Origin of the sequence: Pseudoalteromonas sp. MMG012, assembly GCF_018100875.1 — a bacterium.
Lineage (GTDB): Bacteria > Pseudomonadota > Gammaproteobacteria > Enterobacterales > Alteromonadaceae > Pseudoalteromonas > Pseudoalteromonas aurantia.
Genome location: NZ_JAGJEF010000011.1, coordinates 1 through 23,611, shown reverse-complemented (window position 1 = coordinate 23,611; position 23,611 = coordinate 1). Strand labels below are relative to the sequence as shown.

At 40.2% G+C, this 23,611-nt stretch carries 15 protein-coding genes; 10 read left to right on the top strand and 5 right to left on the bottom strand.

The window, feature by feature from the left end:
• Window positions 1-332: 332 nt before the first annotated feature.
• Both dnaJ and dnaK read right to left on the bottom strand, forming a co-directional pair.
• Window positions 333-1,466 carry a molecular chaperone DnaJ gene (gene dnaJ / locus J8L97_RS05840; protein ID WP_211048213.1) on the bottom strand — a complete coding sequence of 378 codons (1,134 nt, stop codon included), beginning with the start codon at window positions 1,464-1,466 and terminating at the stop codon, window positions 333-335.
• A gap of 140 nt (window positions 1,467-1,606) precedes the next feature.
• Complete coding sequence (gene dnaK, locus J8L97_RS05835) at window positions 1,607-3,538, bottom strand: molecular chaperone DnaK (RefSeq protein WP_211048212.1); 1,932 nt, start codon at window positions 3,536-3,538, stop codon at window positions 1,607-1,609.
• Window positions 3,539-3,766: 228 nt separating this feature from the next.
• Here dnaK and J8L97_RS05830 point away from each other — a divergent pair, with 228 nt between their 5' ends.
• From J8L97_RS05830 to J8L97_RS05815, 4 genes are all read left to right on the top strand, one after another.
• On the top strand, window positions 3,767-4,567 hold the full coding sequence (locus tag J8L97_RS05830) for an acyl-CoA thioesterase II (RefSeq protein WP_211048211.1): 801 nt from the start codon (window positions 3,767-3,769) through the stop codon (window positions 4,565-4,567).
• An 82-nt stretch (window positions 4,568-4,649) separates the two neighbouring features.
• Complete coding sequence (locus tag J8L97_RS05825) at window positions 4,650-5,858, top strand: paraquat-inducible protein A (protein ID WP_211048210.1); 1,209 nt, start codon at window positions 4,650-4,652, stop codon at window positions 5,856-5,858.
• Window positions 5,851-7,506, top strand: coding sequence for an intermembrane transport protein PqiB (gene pqiB, locus J8L97_RS05820; protein ID WP_210994821.1), 1,656 nt, complete (start codon window positions 5,851-5,853; stop codon window positions 7,504-7,506). Before J8L97_RS05825 ends, pqiB begins: the two co-directional genes overlap by 8 nt.
• Window positions 7,506-8,102: a membrane integrity-associated transporter subunit PqiC gene (locus J8L97_RS05815; RefSeq protein ID WP_211048209.1), complete on the top strand. Its 597-nt coding sequence runs from the start codon at window positions 7,506-7,508 to the stop codon at window positions 8,100-8,102. The genes pqiB and J8L97_RS05815 overlap by 1 nt, the downstream gene beginning before the upstream one ends.
• A 200-nt stretch (window positions 8,103-8,302) precedes the next feature.
• Here the strand turns inward: J8L97_RS05815 and J8L97_RS05810 are convergent, their stop codons facing one another.
• Window positions 8,303-11,182, bottom strand: coding sequence for an insulinase family protein (locus J8L97_RS05810; RefSeq protein ID WP_211048208.1), 2,880 nt, complete (start codon window positions 11,180-11,182; stop codon window positions 8,303-8,305).
• Between the two features lie 106 nt (window positions 11,183-11,288).
• Here J8L97_RS05810 and J8L97_RS05805 point away from each other — a divergent pair, with 106 nt between their 5' ends.
• The 3 genes from J8L97_RS05805 to ushA all read left to right on the top strand — a co-directional run bounded on the left by J8L97_RS05805 (window position 11,289) and on the right by ushA (window position 13,673).
• A complete protein-coding gene (locus J8L97_RS05805) occupies window positions 11,289-11,714 on the top strand; it encodes an MAPEG family protein (protein WP_210994818.1) in 426 nt (141 codons plus the stop codon).
• A gap of 104 nt (window positions 11,715-11,818) precedes the next feature.
• A complete protein-coding gene (locus tag J8L97_RS05800) occupies window positions 11,819-12,004 on the top strand; it encodes a hypothetical protein (RefSeq protein WP_210994817.1) in 186 nt (61 codons plus the stop codon).
• Window positions 12,005-12,074: 70 nt separating this feature from the next.
• Window positions 12,075-13,673 (top strand): bifunctional UDP-sugar hydrolase/5'-nucleotidase UshA, encoded by a 1,599-nt coding sequence (gene ushA / locus J8L97_RS05795; RefSeq protein WP_211048207.1) that lies wholly within the window; start codon window positions 12,075-12,077, stop codon window positions 13,671-13,673.
• A gap of 112 nt (window positions 13,674-13,785) precedes the next feature.
• Here ushA and J8L97_RS05790 read toward each other — a convergent pair whose 3' ends face one another.
• Window positions 13,786-14,712: a hypothetical protein gene (locus J8L97_RS05790; protein ID WP_211048206.1), complete on the bottom strand. Its 927-nt coding sequence runs from the start codon at window positions 14,710-14,712 to the stop codon at window positions 13,786-13,788.
• Window positions 14,712-15,479, bottom strand: coding sequence for a PhnD/SsuA/transferrin family substrate-binding protein (locus J8L97_RS05785; protein WP_312037128.1), 768 nt, complete (start codon window positions 15,477-15,479; stop codon window positions 14,712-14,714). Before J8L97_RS05785 ends, J8L97_RS05790 begins: the two co-directional genes overlap by 1 nt.
• 344 nt (window positions 15,480-15,823) lie before the next feature.
• Here J8L97_RS05785 and J8L97_RS05780 point away from each other — a divergent pair, with 344 nt between their 5' ends.
• From J8L97_RS05780 to J8L97_RS05770, 3 genes are all read left to right on the top strand, one after another.
• Complete coding sequence (locus J8L97_RS05780) at window positions 15,824-16,681, top strand: S1/P1 nuclease (RefSeq protein ID WP_211048204.1); 858 nt, start codon at window positions 15,824-15,826, stop codon at window positions 16,679-16,681.
• A gap of 27 nt (window positions 16,682-16,708) precedes the next feature.
• Window positions 16,709-19,816, top strand: a complete 3,108-nt coding sequence (locus J8L97_RS05775; protein ID WP_211048203.1) for a TonB-dependent receptor — start codon at window positions 16,709-16,711, stop codon at window positions 19,814-19,816.
• Between the two features lie 274 nt (window positions 19,817-20,090).
• Window positions 20,091-23,324, top strand: coding sequence for a TonB-dependent receptor (locus tag J8L97_RS05770; RefSeq protein ID WP_211048202.1), 3,234 nt, complete (start codon window positions 20,091-20,093; stop codon window positions 23,322-23,324).
• Window positions 23,325-23,611 lie beyond the last annotated feature (287 nt).

Here is a 23,611-nt window from a genome sequence, read left to right as displayed (position 1 = left end):
ATTCATACATTAGACTAAAGTCTAATAATGCAGTGTGATAACAGGTTTAGGATATGCTTAATCGTAACTGGAGGGTTTTACTTTTAATGTTTGTGGCTTTCTTCGCGATCAAATTTATGATGACCGAGTATTCTTTATGGACCAGCAACTTGGCCTGTAGTACTAAATGCGAAATATTGGGGTGCAAATCTGGAAAGCTCATTTTCAGTGACCAGCGTAGAATGATTGGCTGCAAATGTGATAGTGAGCAGGACTATCTCGTACTATTAAACTAACCATACAAAAAACGGTGCCCTAGGCACCGCTTTAAAACGTGATTTCTACGACGAAATTTACTTCGTTAAATCATCAAAAAACTTTTTTACACCATCGAAAAAGCCTTGTGCCTTCGGACGGTTTTTATTGCCATCTGAACCCATGCTGTCTTCTAACTGTTTTAAAAGGTCACGCTGGTGTTCATTTAGGTTAACCGGTGTTTCAATCACGACCTTACAGATCAAATCACCCACCGCACCACTGCGTACAGACTTGACGCCTTTCGCACGCATACGGAACATCTTGCCTGTTTGACTCTCTGAAGGGATCTTCAAATTAGCACGACCATCTAGCGTTGGTACTTCAATTTCGCCACCCACTGCTGCAGTGGTAAAACTGATCGGTACTTCACAGTATAGGTTGTTACCGTCACGCACAAAGATAGGGTGCTCTCTTACCGAAACTTGCACATACAAGTCGCCTGCTGGCGCACCATGCATACCAGCTTCACCCTCGCCAGATAAACGAATACGATCACCCGTATCAACACCTGCTGGGATCTTAACTGAAAGCGTTTTGGTCTTCTCAACACGACCTTGACCATGACACTTATTACATGGGTCTGAGATTGTTTGACCTGTGCCATTACATGTTGGACAAGTTTGCTGTACAGCAAAGAAACCTTGTCGCATTTGTACTTGACCGGCACCATGACACGTAGAACATGTTTTCGGTTTAGAACCCGCTTTCGCACCACTGCCATCACATGGCTTACAACTTACCCATGTAGGTACTTTAATTTCAACTTCTTTACCACGAACCGCCTCTTCTAAAGATAGGTCCATGTTGTAACGCAAATCGGCACCACGTTGTTGACGAGATTGACGGCGACCACCGCCCCCTCCAAAAATGTCACCAAACACATCACCGAAAATATCGCCGAAGTCACCTTGACCACCACCATGGCCTCCAGTGCCACCGTTTTGATCAAATGCGGCATGACCATATTGATCATACATCTGACGTTTTTGGCTGTCAGTCAGTACTTCGTAGGCTTCTTTTACTTCTTTGAATTTGGCCTCGAGTGCAGTATCACCTGCTGTACGGTCTGGGTGATATTTCATGGCTAAGCGCTTATACGCTTTTTTTATGTCACGATCACTGGCATCTTTGCTAACACCAAGTACTTCGTAATAATCACTTTTTGACATCGTTATCACACTACTCTAATTGGTTGGCAAATGAAGTATCTGCCATTATGGAATCCACACGTAAGCATGTATTACCCAAATTTACATACACTAAGGGCGCGACAAGCGAAATTCGCCAGCGCGCCCTTACAAGTCAACAATTACTTGTTGTCTTTAACTTCTTCAAATTCAGCATCAACAACATCGTCGTCTTGCTTAGCTGAGCCAGCTCCTGGCTGTTGCTCACCAGCATCAGGGCCTGCTTGTTGTGCTTGCGCCTTAGCTTGTGCGATTTCCATTAGCTTTTGCGACTTTTCTGCAAGTACTTGTACTTTAGCATCGATGTCTTCTTTGCTATCGCCTTTAATCGCAGTTTCAAGTTCAGTTAAAGCCGCTTCAATTGCTTCTTTATCTTCACTTGGAAGTTCTTCACCCGCTTCTTCAACTTGCTTACGAGTACCGTGTAGCATTGCATCAGCTTGGTTGCGTGAAGCAACTAGCTCTTCAAACTTTTTATCTTCTTCTGCATTCGCTTCTGCATCACGTACCATTTTCTCAATTTCTTCGTCGTTTAGACCTGAAGAAGCTTGGATTGTGATTTTTTGCTCTTTACCTGTATCTTTGTCTTTTGCAGATACATGTAAGATACCATCAGCATCTACATCAAAAGTCACTTCGATTTGCGGTGCGCCACGTTGTGCGGGGCGAATACCTTCAAGGTTGAATTGGCCAAGAGATTTGTTATCACTTGAACGCTTACGCTCACCTTGCAATACATGAATAGTTACCGCAGATTGGTTATCTTCAGCTGTTGAGAATGTTTGCGATTTCTTAGTAGGAATCGTTGTGTTTTTCTCGATTAGCGCAGTCATTACTTGACCCATAGTCTCGATACCTAGAGACAATGGAGAAACGTCTAGTAAAAGTACGTCTTTAACGTCACCAGCTAATACACCACCTTGAACAGCTGCACCAACGGCAACCGCTTCATCAGGGTTTACATCTTTACGAGGCTCTTTACCAAAGAACTCTGTAACCGTTGTTTGTACCAGTGGCATACGTGTTTGACCACCAACTAGAATGATGTCATTTACATCACTTACTGTTAGGTCAGCATCAGCTAGCGCGCGCTTAAGAGGCTCGATAGACTGAGTTACTAAGTCTTCAACTAAAGACTCAAGTTTTGCACGAGTAAGCTTCACATTCATGTGCTTAGGACCCGTTGCGTCTGCAGTTACATAAGGAAGGTTAACTTCTGTATGCTGTGCTGAAGATAGTTCAATCTTCGCTTTTTCTGCCGCTTCTTTAACACGTTGCATCGCTAGTGGGTCAACTTTAAGGTCAATCCCTTGATCTTTCTTAAACTCGTCTACTAAGTAGTTAATAACGCGATTATCGAAATCTTCACCACCTAAGTGCGTGTCACCATTTGTCGCCAATACTTCGAATGTGTGCTCGCCATCTACTTCATCGATTTCAATGATTGAGATATCAAACGTACCACCACCTAAGTCGTATACAGCAATAACGTTGTCACCTTGCTTCTTGTCCATACCGTATGCAAGTGCAGCGGCTGTTGGCTCATTAATGATACGCTTAACTTCTAGACCCGCAATACGGCCTGCATCTTTCGTTGCTTGACGCTGTGAATCGTTAAAGTAAGCTGGTACGGTGATTACCGCTTCAGTTACTTCTTCACCAAGAAAGTCTTCAGCAGTTTTCTTCATTTTCTTAAGAACTTCTGCTGAAATCTGTGGTGCAGCACGTTTTTCACCGCGTACTTCTACCCATGCATCGCCATTGTCTGCTTTTGCAATTTTAAACGGCATGATATCGATATCACGTTGTACTTCTTCATCTTCAAAGCGACGACCAATCAGACGCTTGATTGCAAATAATGTATTTTGTGGGTTTGTAACCGCTTGGCGCTTAGCAGGTTGACCTACAAGCGTTTCACCTTCTGCAGTAAATGCAATAATAGAAGGGGTTGTACGATCGCCCTCTGCGTTTTCGATAACGCGTGCTTTTTCACCATCAAGTACTGCTACACAAGAGTTAGTAGTACCTAAATCGATTCCAATAATTTTACCCATGAATCTTCTCCGACTTCAAAATTCGTTGTTCTGTTTAGATGACTTCTAAATAGGGGCGAGAAAATCGAATTCAACCGTAAAAACAAAAAAAAATGCACTTTTTTGAAATTTTTTTTCAATATCTGCTTTTTTAGTCAAAAAAACACCAACATTAACGGTTTATTAAACAGGTATGACCAGATATGCTATCCATAATTATAAAAAAATGAATGATAAATAGGATGCATAATGACATTTGATGAACTATTAAGTAATCCCACCTTGCTAAAAACGCCTTGCGAATTGGTATTTCCTCAGAGTTGGTGCCAAGGGCGCACTGCTTTTGGTGGTTTATCTGCTGCGATGATGCTACAAAATATGAAGCATCAACTACCCGACAACCGCAGGGTGCTATCTATGAGTGTTAATTTTGTTGGCCCTCTTTTTTCTGAGCACCCTTTTATAATAGAAACACAAATACTCCGCAGTGGTAAAAATGCCACACAAATGCTGTCTACTATCAAACAAGGTGAGAAGGTATGCCTTGTTGCACAAGGGTGTTTTGCAAAAGAACGTGAATCCAAAGCGATAGTACCTATCACCCAAAACCACCAGTTATCACCTGCCAATAGTGAACGCATTTTACCATATCAAAAAAATGTTATGCCTGAATTCTTTCAGCATGTTGCTCTGAACCTTCAAGACGGTGATATGCCATTTAGTGGTTCAAACAACTCCACATTAGGCGGTTGGATGAAATTCAAGCAAGCCCCTACCGATACCTTACAAGACGTGCACCTACTCGCATTAGCTGATGCTTGGCCTCCCACATTATTACAAATGGCTGACACCCCTTCCCCTGCAAGCAGTATGTCATGGTACATAGAGTTCGTAGAAGATATAACCTTATCAAACAACGCATGGCTTGGGTTTGAAGCACATACACATCACAGCGCAAACGGGTATGGGTTAGAAGATGCAAAAATATATGCTGACGATGGCCGTTTACTGGCTTTGAGCCGTCAAACCGTTGCTATTTTTGATATGTGAATCTTATAAACGTGATAGGGATTGCACTCACTCGAATGATGTATCACACTGTGAACATGGGTAAAGTAGACTTGGTTTTCTCGTGATATTGGCGTGCAAACAATGCGATAGGTTAGTTAATGTAGCACAGTTAGGGGCGCAGCAACGTGCAAATTGCCCCAACTGCAATGCACATTTGATCACCTGTAGACAAAATTTATCACAGTGGAATATGGCGTTTGCCGTTACCTCATTACTCTTTTTATTCGCCAGTTTATACCCAAGCTTTATTTCCTTTAGTCAACATGGTCTGGTTCAAGAAATCAGCCTTTGGCAAGCCTGTGTTCTATTAAGCGAAAAGTACAACGCCATACTTGCTGGTTTATTTCTATTTACTATATTAATTATGCCGGTGTATGTATGTACATTAACTTTGATCTCGCATAGTAAGATTTGGTCAACACTTTCGTTAAGTCTTGCACGAAAGCTTACCAAAAGTTTTAGCTATATTACCCCACTCAATTTGGCCGATATATTTCTCGTTGCCGTTCTGGTCAGTGCATTTAAACTGATGTCACTTGCAGAGTTATCACTTGGCTATGGGTTTTGGGCTTACGTTTTGTTTGTAATTTGCTTTATAGAATTATTAACATTGATTGATGAAAGTGAGCTTTGGGAGCGTCAACAGTGCCAATTTGAACCGGTCCCACATGTGTGTGGACAAACCGCAATGCTAAACAAACTTAGGCAATGCCATATATGTAACCAACTCTCGCGCAGCGAGACTTGTCCACGATGTGAAGCAAAAACATATTTTAGAAAACCGAAATCTATCGAACGCGCGTCAGTATGGATGCTCACTGCACTCATACTATTAATACCGGCTAATTTTCTGCCTATTATGGACACCATCAATTTAGGCCAACATACGCCTGCAACAATATTTTCAGGTATCGTTATAATGTGGGAATCTGGGTCATACCCCATTGCAACCATTATCTTTGTTGCCAGTATTTGCATTCCTATCATAAAAGCTATTTTACTTTTTTACTTAATAGTACAAACAAACAAATGTCGTTCTCCACAACGAGCAAGCCAACTTTACCGATTATTGGAAATTATTGGAAAATGGTCCATGATTGACGTCTTCGTAGTAATTGTATTAGTGTCTTTAGTCCAGTTAGGAAATGTTTTAACGGTCGAACCCCAATTAGGCATCGTATTTTTTACCGCTATGGTTTTATGCCAAATGATAGCCGTACACAGTTTTGACCCTCGTATATTATGGGATAAATATCACGCTTATGAATGAGCACGCACATATAGAAAGCAAACCTAAGTTTTCATTTATCTGGTTTATTCCAGTCATTGCACTATTAATTACAGGATGGATGCTCTATCAACATCAAATAAATCAGGGGTATACCATTTTTGTTAAAATGGCCAGTGCAGAGGGCATTGTCGCAGGAAAAACGCAAGTGAAAGTGCGCAATGTTAAAATTGGGACTGTTGAAACATTAAGGCTGCAATTGGAGCAAAATGCCGTTATAGCGCGCGTTCAAATAGACAGTCACTATGACCACCTCTTAACCGAAGATGCAAAACTATGGGTGGTGAAACCTAGAATTGATGAATCAGGTATATCAGGTATGAATACTTTATTATCTGGGGTTTATTTGGAGTTAGAGCCCGGTCAAAGTGAAGCACGCTCAACGCTTTTCACGTTGCAAGAAGAACCAGCATTAATAAGCCAAGATGTGTCAGGAAAACGATTTCAATTGAAAGCTAAACAAGCCGAAGTGCTCGATATTGGTTCCGGCATCTACTTTCGTAACTATAAAATAGGGCAAATTGAATCGGCTAAATTCAATGTCGATGACCTTATTATGGAATATGGCATATTTATTTTCTCTCCTTACGATAAACTGATCACGACCAACGCGATTTTCTGGGTAAGCTCAGGGATTGACGTCAACCTGTCGACAGAAGGGATCCAAGTCTCTACGGGGAGCTTATCAAAGTTGATTAAGGGAGGCATATCTGTCGATTATCCACCGAATAGCACCGCATCAGACGTTGCCAGCGCACTCAGACAATATAAACTCCATGAAAATTTTGCTGCAGCTTTAGAAAAACGTTTTGATAACTTTGACTTTTTTCTCGTTGAATTTGAACAATCAATTAGAGGATTAACGGTCGGTGCACCTGTTGAGTACCGTGGCATGCGCATCGGCACAGTTGAACAAGCCCCCGCACAAATTGAAAGAGATGGTCAGCCTTTATACTTTCAACAAGACACGACATCTGTGCCTGTACTTATAAAAATTGAATATGGGAGAATTTACGAACAAAGTGACTTAGCTGAAAGTTACTGGCAAAATAATATAGAAAAATGGATTAGAAATGGACTTAGGGCATCGCTAAAAAGTGGTAATATATTAACGGGTGCTGTATACATAGAATTAGATTTTTATAGCAAAGCACCTAAAGCTGTACTAGCAAACTCTTCGGTTTACCCTGTATTGCCCAGTGTTTCTAGTGGTTTCACTGCTATATCAGAACAAGTTACAGATTTACTTAACAAATTAAATAATCTTCCACTGTCACAAACAATGACAACATTTGACAGCACATTACAGGAATATAGGTTACTTGCAATGGAAATGAATAAACTAATTAGTGAATTTAATCAGCAAGATTTAGCTGGTGACACAAAAGGCAGTTTAGGCCAAATCAACACCACTTTAAGTCAATTAACCTCTAGCTTAAAACAGTTCGAGAAAACATTGACGAATTATCAACAAGGCTCAGGAATGGTTGACCAACTCACTGATACTCTTGAGGAGTTAGAAAGCCTATCCAATACTTTAAAACCTATATCAAAAGGCTTAACTGAGCAACCAAGTATGCTCATTTTCGACAAACAAAGCCCAGAAGATAAGCAACCAAGGAAGAAATAATGAAGGGTTTGTTAATAATAATATGGGTCATTTTGTTTATTAGTGGGTGCAGCGGTAATTCACAAAATGCGGTCAATTATTATCAATTTAATACGACCCCAGCTGTAACGAGTGCCGCAATACCGAGCGGCACTTTACTCCTAAAACCGATCAAGCTTATTGGTGTATCTGATCAACAAGCAATCGTGCAAGTTCACACAAATCATAGTGTTTCCATTGCAAATTTTAATTATTGGTCAGAGCACCCAAAGCACATGCTTTATAAGTCTGCTCAGCAAATGCTGTCTTCACAGTTACATGGATGGCAAATTATCAATGCCAGAGTCTCTACGACATTTTCAGACTATTTTGAGGTCGAAATACATGTTAATGATTTTGCCGGTCATGATGATCATGGCGGAATAATATCTGGAAATTGGTATATATTCTCTTCTAAAGAGGGCAAGAAAAACTTAGTAAAATCAAGTTACTTCTTCAAATCCAATGCGCTTAAAGCCGACGGCTACCAATCACTCATCAGTGCACTTGAAGCGAATTGGGCCGCATTAAACTCAGATATTGCAACCGAACTTGAAGCGTTATACGACGATAAATAAAATCATTATTTTTATCAGTAATCGTAACTTACATTTTGGTTTCAGCAGTCACTATTTGCTCATCATAGAGCTTAGCGCATTATAATTGAGTGATAATTAAACGGCATTAATGTGTTTCGATGTTCGTGATTAGACTGAAGTGTAAATTGTGTCGGCTAAAGTAAGGGTGAACACACCTGCGTTCACCCCACTGTATTGGACTATTTCATTTTTATTTGCTTATAAAGCGCCTCTAAAGAGTGCACAACCGTTTGGTTTGGCAATTGTGCAAATGGTTCATCCGCAAACTTCTTGCCTCTCATTTGAACGTTAATTCTAGGCGCAGTGTTATTCAGCATTGTTTGTTGATAATACGATTTGATGTCACTCAATGACAATTGCGCTACCGCATTAATTAACTTGTCCATTGAGTCATAGTCATAACGTTCTCTATACCAATCTGCGATCAAAGGTCGTAATTCATCCCCTAAATTCTTAGGTTCTTCTTTCAAAGACACTAACAATGCATTTTTCAGATCAGTAAATGTTGCATCATCCAAATCATTCAGCGTTTTGCTATATTGCATTTTAAATAGGTCAAAACGTGCCTGCATTTTTTCTACATCATTCACCGGAGTTTGAATATATAACCCTATCGCGGAATAGTCATCAATGCTTTGTGCTGTTACGCCAACCGCATAGGCTAATTGCTCTTCTGTTCTTAGGGTTTCAAATGCATGCTGACTAAAGTGTGATTTAAGTAATAAGCCAGCCGCTTTTTGTGTGTACCCTGGCGTTGGGTGAACATACATATCGACGATAGCCACATCTGCAACATCTATATCCTGCTGCCATACTAACGTCTGCCCTACTTTTGGCTCTAGGTGTTTAGATTTTGTGTATTGGGTGATCAATTTCGCTGCTGGCAGTACTTCATTTATTTTAGCTGCAATGACAGTCAATTCTGCTTGATCATAATTTCCATAACTAAACACTCGAATATTATTTTCGCTTAACGTTTGTTGCTGTAATGCATTAAACTCGGCGACAGTGATACTGTCTAGCACCTCTAATTGAGCGCCCAAGTCATAATTTCCGGACCGTATAAGCTTTGAATATTGGCCAAACGCTTGACGGAATGGGAATTGCTTTTTAGCGTTTAGTAACCCGCGGCGATATCTATCCACCGCCTGAGAAAATGTTACCTCATCTACACTTAGCTCAACACTTTTTAGTGCTTGACTTACAAGCGTTGGTTGCTTGTCAGTAAAGCCTGAAACCGATAAAATTAAACCATTACTCGGTGCCAAACTAACCGACATACCAGCGACACTCGCTTCTGTGATCAAACGACTTTGTTGTAAGCCAAACAGATCTGCCCACAAATGCATTGCCACATCGTGTTTGATACTCGTATTAGGTGTTGCAGTATTGATAAAAATATCCATTGATCCTTTCGGTTGGTGAGAAAACCGCTCACTCGCTGAATGCCATATGGTGATCCGCTCATCATTGTATACCTCAGAAACACCTGCTTTTGCCTGTTTAGCTGTGGTTTTAATATCGAACTTCTGTGGTAGTAAGCGGTTGATTGATGGTAACTCTAAGTTAAGATCTGTCGCTTTATTCCAATTTGCAACTTCTTCATCACTGATCTTTGCGATTTGATACTTACCATCATAAAAGTGCAGTTGGCTATCCGAAGGCTCTTGTTGACTGATATACCATACTCGCAACCGCTCAGGCGTTAATTGCTCGAGCACATTATTAACCGCTTTTTTATCAAACTGTGCGTAATGATAACCTGAATTCAACACGTGATTTAGCGGATATTTTTGCATATTATCGGCTAAGTTACTGACGTAACTAAATTCATCTCCCTTTTCTAAAAACTGGAACTCATTACTAAGAGACGTATTGATCTCATTGAAGTATTTACCATCTACACCTTGCTTTTTAATTAACGAAATATATTGCATAACAGCCGCGACAATATCTGAACGCTTTGCCATACCCGCATCCGTTAAATTGATATCAACCGTTAACGAACCATAGTTGCCATACATGGCGGGACTTGCATAGGCTGTTAAACTAGAAATCCACCCTTTGTCTTTGAGCACTTGTGCAGGCCCACCGGTCATTTCATTACTCAATAAATACGTGACAAAATAGTTGGGTTTTACTGCGAAATCAGCACTATTGTTCTCGATGGTAAAGTCAATTTTTAGCTGCTTTACATCTTCATTGGGCACATAGTGAATCCGTTTTTTGCCCACTGTTGAAAAGTCGATGGCTTTGACGACTTCTGGCTTATCGATATTTTTATTTTTAATTGTGGAAAAGTATTTTTTCGCTTTTAACGCCATTTCCTGAGTCGGTAAATTGGAAATCATGGCGACTTTCATTATATTCGACGAATAATATTGGTTGTAAAATGCCACCGTTTCTTGGTGCAAGTTGCTGTCTTTTTTATCACCCAATGTTTCTAAATTACCGATTAAAAAGCGGTTGGCTGCATGATCACCCAGCATATTTCTAGAGAGTTTGAATTGACCAAAAAAATCCATTTCTCTGCGCATTGACCATTCTGCATTTACGGCATTTTTTTCTTTATCTGTGTATTCAGGGTAAAGCTTCGGCGCTTTAAAAAAATCAGAAAATCTATCAAGTCCTTCTTCATAGGCATCATTATTCACTTTAAACATATAATTGGTGATATCAAGCCAAGTATAAGCGTTATGAACGCCCCCATTTTGCGTCATAAAATTCGTATACCCTTTTGAATCGGGGTAACGCTCAGTCCCCAAAAAAAGCATATGCTCAAGATAATGTGCCATACCTTGTTGACTCATAGGGTCATGAAGCAACCCGACCCCCACACTTAATGCAGCTGCCGACTTTTCTACTTTTGGATCTGAGATCAATAACACATCGATACCATTTTCAAGTGTCATTGTTTCATATTGTCGATTATCATTTGGACTGACAACTAAAGAGTCTGAAATCAAAGAAGCTGAAACGCTATTATTGACCGTTGATGTCGTCGAGCAGCCCGTAATGACGAACAGCGACAGTGCACTTAATGCGAATAATCTTTTCATATACTTTCCATAATAAATTTACTATTTAATATAGTCATAATTTCCTTGCCAATTTGCAATCATAAACGTACTTTGTTTGTAACACTCTGTAAAAAGGCATCTTAATATGCAGCACACCCCGTTACTTTTAGTCATATTCGCTATGTTTGGCCAAACTCTACTCACACTTTTGGTGATGTTTATTATGGGTAAACGCCGATTCAAAGCGGCCAAGAATAAGTTAGTCGATAAAAATGCATTTAAAACGATGGATCTGACGACCGCGCCTGAAGATGTCATCGTTGCGGGAAGAAATTTCAGTAATCAATTTGAAATTCCTATGCTATTTTTCGTTGTATGTGTGTTGGCTATTGCCTTGAATAAAGTGTCATGGGTCTTTGCTCTGAGTGCGGTGCTTTTCGTGATTTCTAGACTAGTCCATAGTTACATACACCTCAGTACCAATCATGTACTCATGCGATACCGCACATTTCTTATCGGCTGTGTCTTCCTTATTATCCAATGGGTAGTAATAATATTCACACTTTTATAACAAAAGGTTATAAAAAAGCATCACCTTGTAACGTATTGTTCTTTTCCTCTTGAAATATTTTGATAGGATAAGCCCCGAAAAATAAAAAATCGGGGCTGTCTAGGATGAATAACGAAAAAGAAATCTGTGATTTTGGGTTGCATAGTGGTGAATCATATCGTGCTTTGCCTGTGACATTTTTAAATTGGATGGTTGAAACCGATCATTTAAAGTCTCACATTGCCAAGAATGAACTGCAACGAAGAAGCATGGCTGTACAATCTGCGAATGAGGTATCAAAAAACTCCTAATATTTGCATTTATTCTTAGAGCTTTTAGTTTAAACTAGGGCATAACTATTTTATTCCACAAAATTATATTATGCGCATAACTTTGTTCGCGAGTTGCTTGCTTTTATCGGCATGTAACTTATTACCGACGTCTTCTGATAACACCTCAGAATCTAAAGCCAAATACTTAACTGTTTTGCATACCAATGATCATCATGGCCGCTTTTGGCATAACGAAGATGGTGAGTATGGCATGGCAGCTCGAAAAACACTCATAGATGAATTACGACTTACAGCAGCCAATAAAGGTCATAGTGTTTTACTGCTCTCTGGTGGTGATATCAATACAGGGATCCCTGAGTCTGATTTGCAAAAAGCCGAGCCTGACTTTAAAGGGATGAGCCTAATCGGTTATGATGCAATGGCGATAGGTAATCACGAATTCGATAATCCCTTATCTATTTTAGACAAGCAAATTGCTTGGTCTAACTTTCCTTTGTTATCAGCCAATATTTTGAACAAAGACGATCACTCTCACGCCTATCAACCTTATACCATTATAAATAAAGGTGGCTTAACCATAGGTATTGTCGGTCTAACAACGGTAGATACTGCAAAAATTGCTAACCCTACTTATATTGGGGAACTAGATTTTGTGGAGCCATCAGCTATTACCAAACAGGTCGTTGATGAAATTCGTGCAAAACAAAACATCGATGTCATGATTGCAGTAACTCACATGGGCCATTATCACGACGGTAAATACGGAATAAATGCGCCTGGTGACGTAACGTTAGCACGTGCGCTAGCACCGGGGACATTAGACATTATTATTGGTGGCCATTCTCAAGAACCCATTTGTGTAACTGATACAGGTGCTGAAGACCCGCATTTTGCGCCTGGTAAATCATGTCAACCAGACCAACAAAATGGCACTTGGATTATGCAGGCACACGAGTGGGGTAAGTACGTCGGCAAAGCAGAGTTTAAAATTGAAAATGGCCAGAAATCACTGCTAAGCTATGAACTCATCCCGGTCAACCTTAAAAAAGCCGATGGCAATTATGTTCAATCGCATATAAAACCTGACAAAAAGCTACAAGACTTCCTACAACCTTATCAATCTATCGGTGAAAAGCAATTAACTAAAACGGTCGGGTCAATCGACAAATACTTAGATGGAGGCCGAAATACCGTTCGGTTTAAGCAAAGCAAACTGGCTGATTTGATCATAAAGGCACAAATGGCTGCGGTGAACGCTGATTTTGGCCTTATCAGTGGCGGTGGTATACGTCATAGTATTAAAGCGGGTGATGTCAGTTATAAGGATGTACTGAAAGTACACCCATTTAAAAACAGGATAACAAAAATTACCTTTACAGGTGAGCAACTATATCAATACCTGAATGTTGTTACTCAATTTCCTGCAGATTCAGGTGCTTACTTACAGTACTATGGTATAACATTTGATATTGAATCTGGAAAATTAGTCAACTTAAAAATAAAGGGTGAGGCATTTCAAGCAGATAGCACTTATACCATGAGTATTAACAGCTATAATGCCGCAGGTGGAGATGGCTACCCACTGCTTAATAAACACTCAGGATTTGCTTCGAGTGATTTAACTGACTCTGAAGTATTGATCAATTACCTCCAAAACCACTCTCCAATTAAAGTCGACCAGCTATAAACTAGACTTTAAAAGGCATAGCGCCTATATGGGCTATGCCTCAAGTTCAATAACAGACCTCTACACATGCACCAGTTAGTTGCTGCGTTTAATAGTCACTTTGTAAATTTTGTTACTTCCCGATCACTTCAATATCTGCGAGCAAAACGTCAGATAAGCCATAACTATGTAATTTAGAACGGGAGCCCTCACCATGTGCTTTTGGTGGGTAATACTTCATTTTAAGCTCGCTATGCTCAGCCATGATCTCGTCTAATGCTGCTCTTATCTCACTTAATGTTTTTTCCAAGCTCGAAGAAAAGTTAGGGCGCTTACGAATGGTGTGTCCTAATGTAATTAACCTGTCAAAATACTTGTCAGCGATTACCATTAATTCATCGGGCACATCTTTATTCTGATTTAGTATTACGTCAGGTTGTGCTTCGCAGAATTCTACCAACGCTAAATAAAAACACAGTGGTTTATTGGCAAGCTTAACCGCATCTTCCTTCGCACAATTGAGCATAACTGTTTTAGTATATAGGTCAACAACCAATCTTTTTGGTATTTTTGACTCAACATTTGTGCTGGTAGTACGCACTTTATCTCGTACAACCCCAGTACTCACCCAGCCAAAAAAAGCAGAATTTAATAACGCGAGCACAAATGGCAAGATATAGGCTGATTTGTTGTGCTGGGTATCAACATTAAAAGACACGTATATAGTACGATGTGCCGCAGCAAGCGGTTTTACCACGGTACTATCATGCTCTGGTAATTTAGAAATACTAATTTCTTTTAGTGATACCCTCGCCGCTTGGCTCCCAAGCCTGCTGTTTATTTTCTCAATATAAGATGCGACAACGTTTGGGTTGCCAGAATAGCTAAAAAACGGATCAGCAATGGGCAATGCATTTATGTCCAACGCAACGCGAGTAATAATTTGTGATGCTTGTTGATTTATGTCTTGTTCAATTTGTATAGTTTGTGCGCGATAAAATATTCCTGTGAAAATACCTGATATAACAATGAATAAAGTAATATTTTTCCAATGCGGCATCACACTTGCTCCCCTAAAAAGTGATAAGGTGATTTCTCGCATTGCCAATACTGTTGTAATGACTTGAAATAAGAAGAACTGTGCGAACGAGCAAGCGCGCTAATCACTGATTGTAACTCGCATGCTAAGTCTATATTCTCGTCATTCATTTTTAAAAACCATCGGCTGCCCACGATTTCGCCGCCAATTGGGACTATATAATTATTAGAAAAACGCACTTGGTCGTCTTTTCTCCAATATGACGAAATAATATCAACCTCGCCTTTTGCCAGTTTATCTCGTAATGACGTATGAGTACTCGCATAAACAATATCTAACGCGTCTAAATCAATATCTAACTGCTTAAACGCCTGTTTTGGTAATATATGGCCTGAACGACTGGTTGGGTAGTCAAGTAAGCCAATTCGTTTATCTAAAAAATAGGCTTTATTTAACTTAGGTTTCTCTTTATTTGAAATAAAAAACGCAGTGTAATTTTGATACCCAATAATAGGCCGGTAGTTGTGTGTTGATTCAGCCATGAGTGCTTGCATAACATTCTCTTTGCTTAATATCACATCCGCAACACCTTTGGCTAAAAACTCTATTTGCTCAGCTAAGTTGCCCCCCCAATATATTTCAACGTGCCCATACTGCTTGGCAACAACCTTACTCTCACAAAGCCCTTCTTTTATGTCTATGGCTAATCGCTCGATAGGAACATGCACCCGTAATACTGATTTATTTGCAATAGAAGAGGTCGTGCATTGGTAAGAATGTGTCAACACATGGGCTACATCATCTATGTTTGATTTACTAAAAGCCTGACCTAAAACCCAGCAGGCCCACATAGATAGAAACAATAATGTAACAATAGAGGGTTTATTGATTAGAATGTTATGATATCTCAAGGGTAATTTATTCTTATAGTGCCGACTTAGCCATTAGACCAGCAATCCTTACTTATTACAATAAGTAATTTTACTTAAACTCTATAAACCCTTGAATTACATACTTTATTAACAAGAAATTATGAATCCCGTTAAGTCCTTTTTATTTCTTGAAAAATACGGACAATTGACCTTATCGAATAGTCGTCATTGGCGACTTTTTAACAATGAAGAAAATGCATATGTTAGTTAAAAAGCTCTCTGTAATTGCACTTGTGGGTGTGTTGTCTAGTTCATTTAATGCCGTAGCATGGGGCCAAAATGGTCACCGCATTATAGGTAAAGTTGCTGAAGATCATCTAACAGAAACAACCACGAAAGCTCTGACCCCTCTTTTAGAAGAAAGTTCACTGGCGCAAATATCAACTTGGGCAGACGAAATGCGCTCTGACAGCAGTGACTTCTGGCGTAAAAAGTCCACAAAATGGCACTACATCAACATTAAAGATGCGAGCAAAATGCACAACCATGTTGACTATACGATTTCTTCAAAAGATCAAGTAAAGCACATCCTAGATGGTATTTACTACGCAAAAAACACCCTTCAATCTAATGATAAATCAATAGGTGAGAAACGCTTTGCCCTGCGTTTTTTAGTGCATCTTGTGGGTGATAGCCACCAACCATTTCACGCAGGACGTGGCGAAGACCGTGGCGGAAACCTAATCAAAGTGACATTTTTTGGTGATAAAACAAACCTACATTCAACGTGGGACACTCGCTTAATTGAAAATGAGAGTCTATCTTACAGTGAGTTTGCAGAATTCATAAAAACGTCAAATAAAACCATTATAAGTGATTACCTTGATAGTGAGCCTGCAGACTGGTTATTAGAAAGCCATTATATTTCGGATAAAGTCTATAACTTAAATGAAACTGAAATAAGTTATGGGTACATTTATAAATATATGCCGACTGTAAGAACACGCCTACAACAAGGTGGTATTCGTTTAGCTGGCTTATTGAATCAAATTTTTGACAAAAATGCAGCGCCTTTAAAAGAAGCACTCAAGACTTCAAAAGTAACCGCTGTTAAATAAACTATTCAAAACACGGGAAACGACATAATGAAAACTCTATTGCGCAAAACAGCCCTATCACTTGCTATTGCAGCAAGCATCGGTGCAAGTGGAGCTGCATTTGCTAACGACACAGCTTCTAGTATGAAAGGTCAAGTTGTTGGTCCTCAAGGGAACCCCGCTGCTGGCACGAAAGTGACGATTATCCACACTCCGTCAGGCTCAGTGAAAACCACAGTGGTAAATGAAAATGGCACGTTTTCAGCAAAAGGGCTACGCGTAGGCGGCCCTTATCAAGTTATTATCGATTCGAACAAATTTGAAGATACATTGGTTGAAGACATTTATTTGTCTTTAGGTAAAACGTATCCCGTGACTGTTCAACTAAATTCTCAGCAAAACATGGAGCAGATTGTTGTTACCGGTCGCCCTATGACCATGCAATCTGGTGGTACAGGCCCTGCAACTCATTTCTCACTCGCAGACCTGCAAGAAAAACCTGCAATAAACCGTGATATCAAAGATATTGTACGTACTGATCCACGTATTTATGTAGATGAAAGCAGCTCTGGTGCCATTCAATGTGCTGGGGGTAACCCGCGTTTTAACAGTTTAACTGTTGATGGTATGCGCATGAACGATAACTTTGGCCTCAACCGCAATGGTTACCCAACAGAGCGTATGCCTTTCTCATTCGATTCAATTGCCCAAGTTGCTGTTGAGTTAGCACCATTTGATGTGCAATATGGTGGTTTCACATCATGTAATATCAATGCAGTAACAAAATCAGGTACCAATACCCTATCTGGTGGTGTGTTTTTTGATTACACCAATGACTCACTGTCAGGTGATAAAATTGATGGTAAAGAGCAAGCCATCGGCGACTACAATGAAAAGCGTTATGGCTTTAATGTAGGCATGCCATTAGTAGAAGATACGCTGTTCTTATTCACCAGTTATGAAAAGCTAGAAGGTGCACAAGTTTTTGAATATGCTCCGCTTGCAAACGGTAAAATAAGCCAAGCGACGATTGATAACATTGCGGCAATATCACTCGACAAATATGGCTATGATGCAGGTTCGCTTGTTCCTAGCATGCCAGTTGAAGATGAAAAGCTATTGGTAAAACTTGACTGGAACATCAACGATGACCACCGTGCAAGTTTTGTATACAACTACAACGATGGCTTTACGTTATCTCAATCAGATAGCGGCTCTGATAGAATCTCATTGTCTAACCACTTCTATGAGCGTGGTGCAGAACTTCAATCATTTGTGACCTCTCTTTATTCAGATTGGAATGACGTATTTTCGACAGAAGTACGCATCGGCTACTCCGAACTAGATAACCGCCAACTTTCATTAGACCAAACGTCAGGCTTTGGTGAGTTTAGAATTGACACGGGTGATGTTGATGTATACCTCGGCCCTGATGATTCTCGTCAAGCAAATAAATTAAAATACGACAACCTATCGTTAAAGTTTGCCGGTACATACTACCTAGACGATCACGAACTGTCATTTGGTTATGAGCGTGAAGAACTCGACGTATTCAACATGTTCGTACAGCACAATGAAGGTGAGCACCGTTTTGGTAGTATCGAAGACTTTGAAAATGGAGTTGCCCGTGTTTACTACGGTAATGCGTCATCGCATAACCCTGTCGATGCTGCAGGTGAATTTAAGTACGCATTAAATACCCTTTACGCGCAAGATAAGTTCGACCTAATTGACTACGACATTACCCTAACAACTGGTTTGCGCTACGACTGGTATACCAGTGACGATGTACCTGCACATAACCCGAATTTCCAAGAGCGTTTTGGTTTTTCTAATCAGCAAAACTTAGATGGCGTTGACCTCATTCAACCACGTTTTGGCTTTAACTGGATTTACGACGACCAACTAGAAATTCGGGGTGGCTTTGGCTTATATTCTGGTGGTAACCCGAATGTTTGGATCTCAAATAGCTACTCGAACGATGGCGTACGTAATATTCAAGAGAGTGAACGTGGTGTTCAATTACTAGGCCCAGATGCCGTTGCCTTTGTTGATGGCGGAAAAGCAGGGTTTGCAATCCCGCAAGAATTATACAATGCGGTAGGCTCAGGCAGCGCAGATGACAGCACTAACGTCACTGACCCTAACTTTGAACTCCCATCAGAGTGGAAATATTCACTCGGTGCGACCTACGTCACTGAGTCTGACTATGTCTTTACGGTTGATTACTTATATACCGACAAACAAGACTCTGCGATTGTACGCAACTTAACCCTTGCGAGTACCGAAACTGCTCCAGATGGTCGTCCTATTTATAACGACGACCTTCATTCTCGTAAGTCAGACCTGCTATTAACCAATGTCACGGGTGATGATGGATATACTCATGTTTTATCATTTGGCATGAATAAGTCACTTGATAACGGCATCGATGTGGCGCTTTCATATGCGTATACCATGTCGAATGATGTTCACCCAATGACAAGTTCAGTGGCATTTTCAAACTTTCATGGTATTGCCGCTCATGACCCGCAAAACCCTGGTGTATCTACGTCAAACTATGAAATTCCACACCGCGCCACCATGTCTTTATCGTACAAGCATGAGTTCATTGATGGACTAGCAACTAAGTTCAGCGTATTTGGTCAAGCAAGTATGACCAACCCATACTCTTATACGTTTGATAACACTCACATGTTTGGCTTTGCCGACAGTAAGCGTGACTTGTTATATGTACCACGTGTTGACGATGGTCACGTAGTTTATGGTGCAAATGACAAAGGTGAAGCATTTGACAAAGCCGCATTTGATAAATGGGTTGAACGTGAAGGTTTATCACGTGGTGAAATTCAAGGTCGTAACTCACAAGATGGTGATTGGTGGGTCACGTTTGATTTGAAAATTGAGCAAGAATTTGCTGGTTTCTCTGATAACCACAAAGGCTCAGCGTTCTTCGTAATCAAAAACGTAGGCAACTTACTCAATGACAATTGGGGCACCCTCAACACCGGTAGCTTTATGCAAAATGCCGTGACTGCGTCAATAAATGACAATGGTCAATATGTGTTTCATAAATTTAATAACCCATCAGGTACTGACTTTGAAATTAAACCTTCATTGTACGAAATTCGCCTCGGGGTAAAATACGACTTTTAAGTTTTAACGGGTTCAAGGAGTTAACCCACCTGTAAAATACGATATTTATAAGCGGCTAATGTGCTTAAATTGCAAATTAGCCGTTATTTATCAAACACAAAGTAACCGATAAATAAGCTTAAATATTGTAATTTATAAATTAAACCGTTGCAGATTAAAACACCTGCTTTACTGCAACATACTATAAAAATACTGGTAATACTGAAAAGTTACAGCTTTTTTGCTATTCGCACAGTAGTAGCAATTTAAATAACCTTACACGGGAAACAACACAATGAAAAACGTTCGCTTGACTCAAGTAGCCGGCGCGTTAGCGCTCGCTTTGGGCGTATCTGTAAGTGCATTTGCATCTGATACGTCATCAGCCATGCGCGGTAAAATCACCACACCTGCTGGTGACGCTGCTGCCAACGTTAAAGTTACAGTTATTCACGAGCCAACAGGCACAACGAGCACATTCACAACCAATGACTCTGGTGCATTTATTGCCAAAGGGTTACGCGTTGGTGGTCCTTACCGCGTGGTGCTTGATTCTGATATTTACTCAGACACTGAATTAGATAACATCTTTCTTGAGCTAGGTGACACGCATCGTCTTGTATCTCAACTTCAGCCTCTACAAAAAGTAGAAAAAATTGAAGTAACGGGTTACCGTATCGTACAACAAGCAGGCGGTTCAAACAGCGTATTCGGTGCAGACACCATTGCAAATACCCCAAGCTTTAACAACGATATTAAAGACATTGCCCGTTTAAACCCACTGGCTAGTATTAACGGTAACGGTGAACTTACAATTGCGGGAAATAACCCAAGAACAAACGGTTTAACCGTTGATGGTATTGGCCAGAATGATGACTTTGGTCTTAGCTTCGGTGGCTACCCTACGGCACAGCCACCAGTAGCACTTGATGCCATTGAGCAAATCTCAGTTGATGCTTCGCCATTTTCTGCAAAAAAAGGGAATTTTGGCGGTGGTACCATCAATGCTGTAACTAAATCTGGATCAAATGAATATACTTTCACCAGTTTCTACGAAACAAGTACCCCTAGTCTTGGCGGTAAAGTAGATAACCTCTCTGAGGTTAAAGAAGATGGCAGACCTGCACTAGATGAAGACGGCCACAGAATCTACGAGACAGCAAGTACCGATCCTATCGTTACAGAAAAACGTCTAGGCTTTAGCACTGGTGGCGCACTAATTGAAGACGAGCTTTTCTATTTTGTGAACTACAACTCTTGGAAGCAAGAGATGGAAATGGATTATGGATTTGATGGCTCTGGTAAATCACATGAATTCGATGTAAGTGAAGCAAGTTATAACCAATTTATCGGCACGTTAAATAATGTATATGGCCTAGACGATAACTTTGGTGGAAACCCAGAAGACACCAGTGACAGCTTGCTTGTTAAGTTAAGCTGGAACATCAATGATATGCATCGTGCTGATTTCACTTATCAATGGCAAGATGAAGAAGAAACGAAAGGCTTCGCTACCGGTGGTGGTTCTGTAAAGATGGCATCTAGCCGTTATCAGTACGTCACTAAATTCAATAACTTTGCCACCAAGATTTACTCTGATTGGTCTGATGATTTTACTACTGAGCTAGGTATTTCATATAAAGATGTAACCAATGACAGTATTTCAAACTCTCAGCTTGGTTCAATCAAAGTGTACGTTGACGGTGGCCGTGGAGATTCATTTGAATTTGGCCGCGATATCAATCGACATGAAAATGAAGGTGAAACACAGACGCTTGCTGTTACGTTCGATGCGAGTTATTTACTTGGTGAGCATGAAATTAACTTTGGTGCAGAGTTGAAAGATATGCGCCTTTATAATTTATATGCTAGAAACTCCAGAGGTTCATGGGACTTTGGAAGTTTAGAAGACTTTACGAACAAAAAACTACATTTAAACCGTGATAACTACCAATTTGACTACTCTAATGCATACACGGGTAATGCAAATGACCTGGCCTACGATGCAACGCGTGAGCAAATAGCGCTTTATGTTGAAGATACGTTTTACCCTACCGATGATTTAGAGTTAACGGCTGGTGTACGCTATGAGCGTTTGTCTTCGAGCGATAAACCATCACTTAATACTGCATTCCAAAATACCTATGGTTACACAAACCAAGAGAATTTAGACGGTGCTGATATTATTCTACCACGTGTTGGCTTTAAGTATTACGCAACTGAGTCACTAACAATTAATGGTGGTATTGGTCGATTCCAAGGTGGCGTTCCAAGTATTTGGTACAACAACCCATTCCAAAACGATGGGATCACATACGTTGCGGCCTCACAAAATGCCATCAACGATTACTTCTCTGGGATTGAACAGGTTGATATTACACAAGTACCTGAGCAAATTGTTAATTCATTAGAGCAAGGTGCCGGCAGCACAGCTTATACCGACCCTAATTTTGAATTGCCATCAAGTATTCGCGCCCAAGTAGGCTTTGAGTATGATTTTGATTCGGCGTTACTAGGTGATGGATTTAAGTGGACAGCAGAGCTTGCGTACCACAGAAAAGAGAACGAAGCTGTTTGGCACAATACAGCTATTTCACCAAAGCTTGATGAGAATGGTGATATCGTTCGTTCAGCAACGGGGCGTATTATATATGACACAATGTACTCTGGTGATCTAAGAGATAATTACGACATCATGATGACTAACGCTGACGAAAGTGCACGTTCAATTATTTTCTCAACAGCGATTGCAAAACAGTGGGACAACGGCCTGTATGTTTCTGCAAGTTACACACACCAAGATGTAGAAGACGTAGCGCCTGGTAGTGCATCAACTGCCGATGGTAACTATAAACACGCTACAACACACAGCCGTAACGTAGATCTGGTTAGCCGTGGTCACTATGAAGTTGAACATAACTTAAAAATAAACATTAGCTATCAAACTGAGCTCTTCGATGGCTATGCGTCTAAGTTTAACGTATTCTTCGAACGTCGCTCAGGTAGACCTCTTAGCTATACAATGGGCTCATTCCGTGATGGCGACTTTGGTGATACAAGAGACTTCAATAGTACTTCAGCTTACTTAGCTTACATCCCTACTGGTGCGGATGATGCCAATGTAAACTGGGATGAATCTGGCCTATCTTGGAGCGAACTTGAAACACTACTAAATAGAGCCGGTATTTCTGAACGAGGCCAATTACTTGGTCGCAACACAGGGACTCAACCTTGGGTTACAACTATGGACGTCAGCTTTAAGCAAGAGATCCCTGGTTTTTCTGAAGGTCATAAAGGCGAAATATATTTCATGGTTGAAAACTTCGCGAACCTGTTGAACAGCGACTGGGGAATTGAAAAGAAAATTCAATATGCAGACCAAAAACTATATGACTTTGGTGGCCTAGATGATAACAACAAGTTAATCATTGACCAACGTTACCAAGGTTCAGATGTTCGTAACTACTCTACAATAGTTAAAGGCTCATCTGCATGGCAAGCTAAAATTGGTATTCGTTACACGTTCTAATATGAATTGGTGCACTTAAATACGCTATTTAAGTGCACTTTTATAACAATACACCGTATCGAGTATCTAACACGCAAATTAGATAAACTCTAAAGGCCAGTGTTCACTGGCCTTTTTTATGTGTACTTATTTAATTTCGATATTTTATCCATCTTCAATACTATATTATTCACATTTAAAATTGGAAAACCCAACGATAAAAAGCTGTAAGCTTGCATTTCAAAGGATTTTGAAACATGAACATTGAAAAAAAATATCAAAACGCAACAACGTTGGCACTTATAAGT

Bases quoted from the DNA above. Each gene is read 5' to 3' on its own strand.
- J8L97_RS05830 (WP_211048211.1), top strand. From the start codon at position 3,767: ATGACATTTGATGAACTATTAAGTAATCCCACCTTGCTAAAAACGCCT.
- dnaK (WP_211048212.1), bottom strand. From the start codon at position 3,538: ATGGGTAAAATTATTGGAATCGATTTAGGTACTACTAACTCTTGTGTA.
- J8L97_RS05815 (WP_211048209.1), top strand. From the start codon at position 7,506: ATGAAGGGTTTGTTAATAATAATATGGGTCATTTTGTTTATTAGTGGG.
- ushA (WP_211048207.1), top strand. From the start codon at position 12,075: ATGCGCATAACTTTGTTCGCGAGTTGCTTGCTTTTATCGGCATGTAAC.
- J8L97_RS05775 (WP_211048203.1), top strand. From the start codon at position 16,709: ATGAAAACTCTATTGCGCAAAACAGCCCTATCACTTGCTATTGCAGCA.
- pqiB (WP_210994821.1), top strand. From the start codon at position 5,851: ATGAATGAGCACGCACATATAGAAAGCAAACCTAAGTTTTCATTTATC.
- J8L97_RS05780 (WP_211048204.1), top strand. From the start codon at position 15,824: ATGTTAGTTAAAAAGCTCTCTGTAATTGCACTTGTGGGTGTGTTGTCT.
- J8L97_RS05810 (WP_211048208.1), bottom strand. From the start codon at position 11,182: ATGAAAAGATTATTCGCATTAAGTGCACTGTCGCTGTTCGTCATTACG.
- J8L97_RS05800 (WP_210994817.1), top strand. From the start codon at position 11,819: ATGAATAACGAAAAAGAAATCTGTGATTTTGGGTTGCATAGTGGTGAA.
- J8L97_RS05805 (WP_210994818.1), top strand. From the start codon at position 11,289: ATGCAGCACACCCCGTTACTTTTAGTCATATTCGCTATGTTTGGCCAA.
- J8L97_RS05770 (WP_211048202.1), top strand. From the start codon at position 20,091: ATGAAAAACGTTCGCTTGACTCAAGTAGCCGGCGCGTTAGCGCTCGCT.
- dnaJ (WP_211048213.1), bottom strand. From the start codon at position 1,466: ATGTCAAAAAGTGATTATTACGAAGTACTTGGTGTTAGCAAAGATGCC.
- J8L97_RS05790 (WP_211048206.1), bottom strand. From the start codon at position 14,712: ATGCCGCATTGGAAAAATATTACTTTATTCATTGTTATATCAGGTATT.